Genomic DNA, 7,375 nt, shown 5'->3' with positions numbered 1-7,375 from the left:
TACTCAAAGCCCCGCAGAAAATCTCTGCGGGGCTTTGCTCGTCTACTCACAACATATAAGGATATTCGGAGATGAGAGCTTGATTGCCGTTGATTGGGGAAGTTTCACCCCTTTATCCTCGCTTGTAGGCGGGGCCATGATCGGTCTTGCTGCTGTTCTTTTGTTTTTGGGGCGCGGGCGTGTAGCTGGAATAAGCGGAATTCTTGGAGAATGCTTGCAAGGTCTTGCCGGTGAAGGGCGGGCCTGGCGGCTGGCATTTCTTGGGGGGCTACTGCTTGCCCCTTGGGTTGCAGGAGGAGTGGGTGCCGTGGGGACGGGAGCGCGTTTCGATGTGTCGCTCTTGGTGCTTTTATTGGCAGGATTGCTGACAGGCTATGGCACCCGAATAGCTCGTGGATGTACAAGCGGTCACGGGGTCTGTGGGCTCTCCCGCTTGTCGTCGCGATCGCTGGTTGCAGTTCTGTCATTTATGGCTTCAGGAATGTTCACTGTTACGGTACTGCGGATATTGTTGGAGAGGGTTTTATGAGACACCTGCTCGATTTTCTGATTCCCCTTCTTTCCGGTTTGCTTTTTGGGGTTGGGTTGATTGTTTCCGGTATGACGCATCCTGCAAAGGTTCAGGGTTTTCTCGATCTTGGTGGTCTGTGGGATCCGTCCCTTGGTCTTGTGATGGGCGGGGCAATTGCGGTGACATTGCCAGTCTTTCAGTGGGTACAGCGCCGACGCAAGGCACCGCCGATGAACGGGCCTATCGATAAGCGGTTGGTTATCGGGAGTGTTTTGTTCGGGGTTGGCTGGGGTTTGTCAGGTTTCTGCCCCGGGCCTGCGCTGGTTTCAGCAAGCGCGGGAAGTGGCGAGGCTTTGGTCTACGTTCTGACAATGGGTGTCGGAATGCTGATTGGTAATTGCTTCGGCGGCTCGGACAGGCGCCGTTTTGTACGTTCATAAAGCCGAATATGGCTCGCGGACCCCGCGCGTTTATGTTGAGGAACAGGGTATGGCATTGCGAATAGCGATAAACGGTTATGGGCGAATCGGACGCTGCTTTCTGCGTGCCTTGATGGTGTCTCCGTTGCGGAGCAAGTTCACGGTGGTGGCGATCAATGAACCGGCCGATCTGGAGAGCATGGCTTATCTGACCCGTTTCGATTCGACCCATGGTTGTTTTCCGGGAGTGGTTGAGGTTGGCGACGGCTGCCTGCGTATCGATGGAGCGGACATTCCTGTTTTCCATGTGAGTACGCCGGGCGGCGTCGACTGGGCGTCGCTGGGGGTGGATCTCTTGATCGAGGCCTCGGGGCAATACAGTTGTCGCCATGAACTCGAGGCATTTCTCGCTGCCGGTTGTCGCCGTGTGTTGCTCTCCCATCCCGGCCTGAGTGCTGCGGACGTCGATCAGACGATCGTCTTCGGCATGAACCATCATCTGCTTAACGGCGATGAGCGGATCGTCTCGGCTGCGTCCTGCACAACGAATGCGATCGTGCCCGTGCTGGCGATGCTGGATGAGGCTTACGGTCTTGATCATGCCTTGCTGACAACGCTGCATTCTGTGATGAACGACCAGCCGCTTATCGATGGTTATCATCACTCGGACCTCCACCGCACCCGTTCTGCGATGCAGTCGATGATTCCGGTGTCGACCGGATTGGCGCGTGGAGTCGTGCGCTTGTTGCCGGAGCTGGCCGGCCGCATCGAAGCCAAGGCGATTCGTGTGCCCGTCGTCAACGTATCGGCTATCGACCTCGTTGTTACGCTGCGTCGGCAGACGACCGTGGAGGAGGTAAACGCCTTGTTGCGTGCCGCCGCCGATGGTCAAGATTCGGGACGAATGTCATATACGGCTGCGCCCCACGCGTCTATCGACTTTAATCACAGCGTGCACTCGGCAATTGTTGATGCGGGGCAGACCCGGATGAGCGGTGGGCATTTGCTCAACCTGTTGATCTGGTTTGATAATGAGTGGGGGTTTGCGAACCGGATGCTGGATGTCGCGGCCTTTTGGGGCGAACGGATGCACTGATTGCAGGCGAGGCAGGTAGCCAATAGCCTGTTCCGAAATGCCTGGCAGCTCTCTCGTCTGACCGATGGTTGTAGGTCGGAAGCGTCGCTTGGCTTTCAAATGAGGGCTTTTCGGGTGCCTCGATCACGTCTTGCCGGGATAACCCTCGTTGGAGCTACTTGACTGCTCCCTATTTGGAGCAGGAATGAATGAAGGCAGTGCGGTTGGCTATTTGCAACGAGTTCTTGCTTGAAGTGACAAGCCGGCCTGAGGCGGTACGCTTCAGGCCGGCCCTTGCGGTCAGGTTCACAGAGCTCCGCCTGGCCAATGAACCGCGCTTTGCCAATAAGAGTGCGAAGTTCAACCGCGACGCATGGCGTCGTAGAATTCTCCGTTGTTCTTGGTGGCCTTGATCTTGTCGAGAAGGAATTCCATCGCATCGATGTCATCCATGCCGTAAAGAAGTTTACGCAACACCCAGACCTTCTGGAGGATGTCGGACTTGAGGAGGAGTTCTTCGCGGCGGGTGCCTGAGCGATTGACGTTGATGGCTGGGTAGACACGCTTTTCCGCCATTCGGCGATCGAGGTGGATCTCCATGTTGCCGGTGCCTTTGAACTCCTCGTAGATCACGTCATCCATCCGGCTGCCTGTATCGATGAGGGCCGTGGCGATTATGGTCAGTGAGCCGCCTTCCTCGATATTTCGGGCTGCACCGAAGAAACGCTTGGGCTTTTGCAGGGCGTTAGCGTCCACGCCGCCAGTCAGAACCTTGCCGGAGGCCGGGACTACCGTGTTGTAGGCGCGGGCCAGGCGGGTCAGGGAGTCGAGCAGAATGACAACATCTTTTTTGTGCTCAACGAGGCGCTTGGCTTTCTCGATGACCATCTCGGCAACCTGTACGTGGCGGATGGCCGGTTCGTCGAAGGTTGAGGCAACGACTTCACCCTTTACCGAACGTTGCATTTCGGTGACTTCTTCGGGGCGTTCGTCGATCAGCAATACGATCACGACCACGTCCGGATGGTTGGAGGTGATCGAGTGGGCGATGTGCTGGAGCATCACCGTCTTGCCGCTCTTCGGCGGAGCCACCAGCAGTCCGCGCTGACCCTTGCCGATGGGGGCGATCATGTCGATGACCCGCGAGGTGATGTTTTCCTCGCCGCGTATGTCCCGTTCCAGCTTGAGGCACTGGTTCGGGTGAAGCGGGGTGAGGTTTTCAAACAGAATCTTGTGCTTGGCGGCTTCCGGAGGTTCCAGATTGACCTTATCCACCTTTACCAGCGCGAAGTAGCGCTCGCCTTCCTTTGGTGTGCGAATTTCGCCCTCGACGGTGTCGCCGGTGTGAAGGTTGAAACGCCGGATCTGACTGGGCGAGACGTAGATATCGTCAGTGCCTGCCAGATAGGAGGTGTCGGGCGAGCGCAGGAAGCCGAAACCGTCCGGAAGTATTTCCATGACGCCGTCGCCGTAGATGGGTTCGCCCTTCTTTGCGCGGTTCTTCAGCAGCGCGAAGACCAGTTCCTGTTTGCGCAGGCGGTTGGCGCCTTCGATTTCGTTGGCGATGGCCATTTCGAGCAATTGGCCGACGTGGAGAGACTTGAGCTCCGAGAGTTGCATGGCAGGCAGCGGTGGGGGAGAGGGGAAAAAGGAGAGGAGTGGGCTGCGGCGGATTCGCTACAGCGAGTACAGCAGCAAAAGTGCTCGGACTGTACAAGCAGTGCCAAGGTTATCGGATGGATGACCTCGGCGTTGCTAATGACTAACTTTGCTCAATCTAACCTGCTCACAGGTGGCTGTCAATGAAGGCGGCCAACTGGGACTTGGAGAGGGCGCCAACCTTGGTCGCCTCGATGTTGCCGCCCTTGAACAGCATCAGGGTGGGGATGCCACGAATTCCGTATTTGGCAGGAGTTTCCTGGTTTTCGTCGATGTTCAGCTTGGCGACCTTGAGTTTTCCGTTGTATTCCTTCGCTACGTCATCGAGGATCGGGGCAATCATTTTGCAAGGACCGCACCACTCAGCCCAGTAGTCGACCAGTACAGGGCTAGTGGATTGCAGAACTTCTGCTTCGAAGTTTGCATCGGTGACGTAATGGATATGTTCGCTCATGGTTCCTCGCAGATTCAGGGGAGATTTGTGGGTATTGCCGGGAAGGGAAGGACAGCTCCAGAGTGGCCAGAGCTGCAAAGTCCGTGCAATCAGATGCTGGTACCAAGATCCTAGCGAATATTCTCCCGCAAGAAAAGTGCTTTTCTCGCCAACGAATTCAATTTGTGGTAGCGATGTTACAGATGGAAGCGGCTCCCAGGGCCTCTGCCCGACGTTGGCGCAGGGGCTGTTTTGGGCGGGGCATGGCTTGGGGTGGATGGGGTATATTTCAGGGGTACGAAATTTTTTCAGTCCGCTGTGGATACACGCGCCCGCGGGCGGCCGTCAGCACAAAGAACAGGAGTTGTCCCCATGACCTATGTCGTCACCGAGAATTGCATCCGCTGCAAGTACACCGACTGCGTCGATGTATGCCCGGTCGATTGTTTCCGCGAAGGCCCCAACTTTCTGGTGATCGACCCGGATGAGTGCATCGACTGCACCCTGTGCGTTGCGGAATGCCCGGCCGAGGCTATTTTTGCCGAGGACGATGTGCCGTCTGACCAGCAAGCCTTCATTGCGCTGAACGCTGAGCTGGCAGTGAAGTGGACGCCCATCGTCGAACGCAAGGAGCCGCCAGCTGATGCCGATGACTGGCGTGGCGTAAAAGACAAGCTCAAGTTGCTCGAGCGCTGACTGGCCGCTTACAACTGGCCGGCACAAGGGCATGATGATCCATCCCCACTCGCCAGGGGAGGGTGTCGAAGCCTGGAGTAAGCTCGGGTAAGCCCTTATGCCCGAAGGCTTCTCGCCGAGTGGGCAATCGAATACCATCAAAAGCTGAGTTGAATCGGGCGATCAGACGCCATCCAAAGGAAAAAAAATGCTGGTTAGTGAAATTCTGGCGATCAAGGGCAAGGTTCTCTTTACGGTTTCGTCTACCAAGACCCTTGCCGAAGCCGTTGCTGTGATGACCGAGCAGGACGTCGGCTCGCTGGTTGTTTTTGACAAGGGAAGCATGGTGGGCATGATGACTTTCCGGGAGGTGCTTCTGGCAACCCAGAAGGCGGGAGCAGAATGGCAGGCGATGCCGGTCGGGGAGGCCATGCTCAAGAATCCGGTGGCTGCCGCGCTGAATATGGAGATGGACGAACTGCGCCGGCTGATGGTTGATCATCACCAGCGCTACCTTCCTGTAATGGATGGCACGACGCTGATGGGCGTTGTGTCTTTTCATGATGTGGCAAAGGCGGTGCTCGAAGAGCAGAGCTTCGAAAACCGCATGTTGAAAAACTACATCCGTAACTGGCCGGCCGAGGAAGGCAAGGCCTGACCCTTACAGGTGTGACGTAAATGCATTGAAGCTGTAGCGGGCTGCGCTGCGCAGGGGGCGGCGCAGCCCGATAACAAGGCGTATGAAACGCCAGTCGAAAAGTACGTTGGAAGGCGGTGCATCAGGGCGCCGGTCTGCCTGGGGAGGGCAGGGTTCTGGCCGGACAGTGCTGCGTGGCAGCACTCGAAAATCCGGTTGGGCCTGTACACCAACTACAAAGGAGACAACATGGACAAAATTTGGCTGAAAAGCTATCCCCCTGGCGTGCCTGCCGAGATCGACACCGGCGAGTTTTCCTCGCTGGCTGATCTCTTTGACAAGGGCGTCCGCAAGTTCGCCGGGCAGACGGCTTATGTCTGCATGGGTAAATCCATTACTTATGGCGAGCTTGAAGAGTTTTCGCGCCAGTTTGCCGGTTACCTGCAAGGTGAGCTCGGGCTTGCGAAAGGTGTGCGGGTTGCCTTGATGATGCCCAACTGCCTGCAATATCCGGTCGCGATGTTCGGAATCCTGCGGGTTGGCTGTACGGTGGTCAACGTTAACCCCCTTTATACCGCCCGTGAGCTTGAGCACCAGCTCTCTGATGCAGGCTGTGAGGCGATTGTTATCGTCGAGAACTTCGCCCACACATTGCAGGAAGTGATTGCCAACACGTCCTCGCTGAAGCACGTGGTGGTTACCGGGCTGGGTGACATGCTTGGTTTTCCCAAGTCATTGCTGGTCAATTTTGTCGTCCGGCACGTAAAAAAAATGGTGCCGGCCTGGAGTATTCCCGGTTCCGTGGCGTTTCGCGAAGCGCTTCGTCTCGGTGCTGCGCATCCGCTCAAGCCTGTGGTCATCACCCATGACGATCTGGCCTATCTGCAATACACCGGCGGAACAACTGGCGTGGCCAAGGGGGCGATGCTGACCCACGGCAACATCGTGGCGAACCTGCAGCAGGCCCATGCCTGGATCAGCCCCTACGTGCGGGAAGGCGTGGAGGTCATTATTACCGCTCTACCGCTGTATCATATTTTCTCGCTGACAGCGAACTGCCTGACCTTCTTCAAGATCGGCGCGACCAACGTGCTGATCACCAATCCGCGGGACATCCCCGGCTTCGTTGCCGAATTGGGCAAGTACCCTTTTACGGTCATTACCGGTGTCAACACGCTTTTCAATGCGCTGCTCAACAACCCTGATTTTGCGAAGCTCGATTTTTCGACCCTGAAGGTTGCTCTCGGTGGCGGTATGGCGGTGCAGCAGGTGGTTGCCGAGCGCTGGAAAAAAGTCAGCGGGAAGCCCCTTTCGGAAGCCTACGGGCTCACCGAAACCTCTCCTGCGGTATGCATCAATCCGCTGGATCTCCCCGAGTTCAACCACTCCATCGGCTTGCCGATCTCGTCCACCGACATCAGTTTGCGCGACGATGATGGCTATGAAGTTGCCCAGGGCATGTCCGGCGAGCTTTGCGTACGTGGTCCCCAGGTGATGAAGGGCTACTACAGGCGACCTGAGGACACGGTGCGGGCCTTCACCCACGACGGCTACCTGCGTACCGGGGATGTGGCGACCATCGATGCGGACGGCTTTGTGCGCATTGTCGACCGCAAGAAGGACATGATCCTGGTGTCCGGCTTCAACGTTTATCCGAACGAGGTGGAAGGCGTTGTGGCTGCTCATCCGGGCGTGATGGAGGTGGCTGCGGTAGGCGTTCCGGACGAGCATTCCGGCGAGGCGGTGAAAATATTTGTCGTCCGGAAGGATCCGAAACTGACCGCCGAGGCGCTGGTTGCACATTGCAGGGCCGGACTGACCGGCTACAAGGTGCCGAGGTTTGTCGAGTTCAGGGATGAATTGCCCAAGAGCAATGTGGGCAAAATTCTGCGCCGTGTGCTGCGTGACGCTCCGGGTAATGCTTGAGGTTTTGTGCGGAACCGGCTGGTGCGGTGCAAAAATCACT

8 protein-coding genes are annotated in these 7,375 nt (G+C 57.1%); 6 read left to right on the top strand and 2 right to left on the bottom strand.

Going from position 1 to position 7,375, the window contains the following annotated elements:
• The 3 genes from Q1W26_RS13100 to Q1W26_RS13090 form a co-directional block, all read left to right on the top strand.
• Positions 1-529: hypothetical protein (locus Q1W26_RS13100; protein ID WP_300440830.1), on the top strand; the 529-nt coding region annotated here is incomplete at its 5' end.
• On the top strand, positions 526-951 hold the full coding sequence (locus Q1W26_RS13095) for a YeeE/YedE family protein (protein ID WP_300440827.1): 426 nt from the start codon (positions 526-528) through the stop codon (positions 949-951). The genes Q1W26_RS13100 and Q1W26_RS13095, both read left to right, overlap by 4 nt.
• Before the next feature lie 49 nt (positions 952-1,000).
• Entirely contained in the window at positions 1,001-2,026 is a 1,026-nt protein-coding gene (locus tag Q1W26_RS13090; RefSeq protein ID WP_300440825.1) for a glyceraldehyde 3-phosphate dehydrogenase NAD-binding domain-containing protein, read from the top strand.
• A gap of 339 nt (positions 2,027-2,365) precedes the next feature.
• On the opposite strand, the gene rho is transcribed toward Q1W26_RS13090, so the two are convergent.
• Positions 2,366-3,625 (bottom strand): transcription termination factor Rho, encoded by a 1,260-nt coding sequence (gene rho / locus Q1W26_RS13085; RefSeq protein ID WP_300440822.1) that lies wholly within the window; start codon positions 3,623-3,625, stop codon positions 2,366-2,368.
• Positions 3,626-3,791: 166 nt separating this feature from the next.
• A complete protein-coding gene (trxA, locus tag Q1W26_RS13080) occupies positions 3,792-4,118 on the bottom strand; it encodes a thioredoxin TrxA (RefSeq protein WP_300440819.1) in 327 nt (108 codons plus the stop codon).
• A gap of 351 nt (positions 4,119-4,469) precedes the next feature.
• Here trxA and fdxA point away from each other — a divergent pair, with 351 nt between their 5' ends.
• From fdxA to Q1W26_RS13065, 3 genes are all read left to right on the top strand, one after another.
• The gene (fdxA, locus tag Q1W26_RS13075) at positions 4,470-4,793 is read left to right on the top strand and encodes a ferredoxin FdxA (protein WP_300440816.1); all 324 of its coding nucleotides are present in this window, start codon (positions 4,470-4,472) and stop codon (positions 4,791-4,793) included.
• 187 nt (positions 4,794-4,980) lie between these two features.
• Complete coding sequence (locus Q1W26_RS13070; RefSeq protein WP_300440813.1) at positions 4,981-5,430, top strand: CBS domain-containing protein; 450 nt, start codon at positions 4,981-4,983, stop codon at positions 5,428-5,430.
• 228 nt (positions 5,431-5,658) lie between these two features.
• The gene (locus Q1W26_RS13065) at positions 5,659-7,335 is read left to right on the top strand and encodes a long-chain-fatty-acid--CoA ligase (RefSeq protein ID WP_300440810.1); all 1,677 of its coding nucleotides are present in this window, start codon (positions 5,659-5,661) and stop codon (positions 7,333-7,335) included.
• The last annotated feature ends 40 nt before the right edge of the window (positions 7,336-7,375 follow it).

This window comes from Zoogloea sp. (genome assembly GCF_030157465.1).
Taxonomy (GTDB): Bacteria; Pseudomonadota; Gammaproteobacteria; order Burkholderiales; family Rhodocyclaceae; genus Zoogloea.
The sequence above is the reverse complement of the archived record's forward strand: the minus strand, read 5'-3'. Positions and strand labels throughout refer to the sequence as shown.

Bases quoted from the DNA above. Each gene is read 5' to 3' on its own strand.
- Q1W26_RS13095 (WP_300440827.1), top strand. From the start codon at position 526: ATGAGACACCTGCTCGATTTTCTGATTCCCCTTCTTTCCGGTTTGCTT.
- Q1W26_RS13090 (WP_300440825.1), top strand. From the start codon at position 1,001: ATGGCATTGCGAATAGCGATAAACGGTTATGGGCGAATCGGACGCTGC.
- rho (WP_300440822.1), bottom strand. From the start codon at position 3,625: ATGCAACTCTCGGAGCTCAAGTCTCTCCACGTCGGCCAATTGCTCGAA.
- trxA (WP_300440819.1), bottom strand. From the start codon at position 4,118: ATGAGCGAACATATCCATTACGTCACCGATGCAAACTTCGAAGCAGAA.
- fdxA (WP_300440816.1), top strand. From the start codon at position 4,470: ATGACCTATGTCGTCACCGAGAATTGCATCCGCTGCAAGTACACCGAC.
- Q1W26_RS13070 (WP_300440813.1), top strand. From the start codon at position 4,981: ATGCTGGTTAGTGAAATTCTGGCGATCAAGGGCAAGGTTCTCTTTACG.
- Q1W26_RS13065 (WP_300440810.1), top strand. From the start codon at position 5,659: ATGGACAAAATTTGGCTGAAAAGCTATCCCCCTGGCGTGCCTGCCGAG.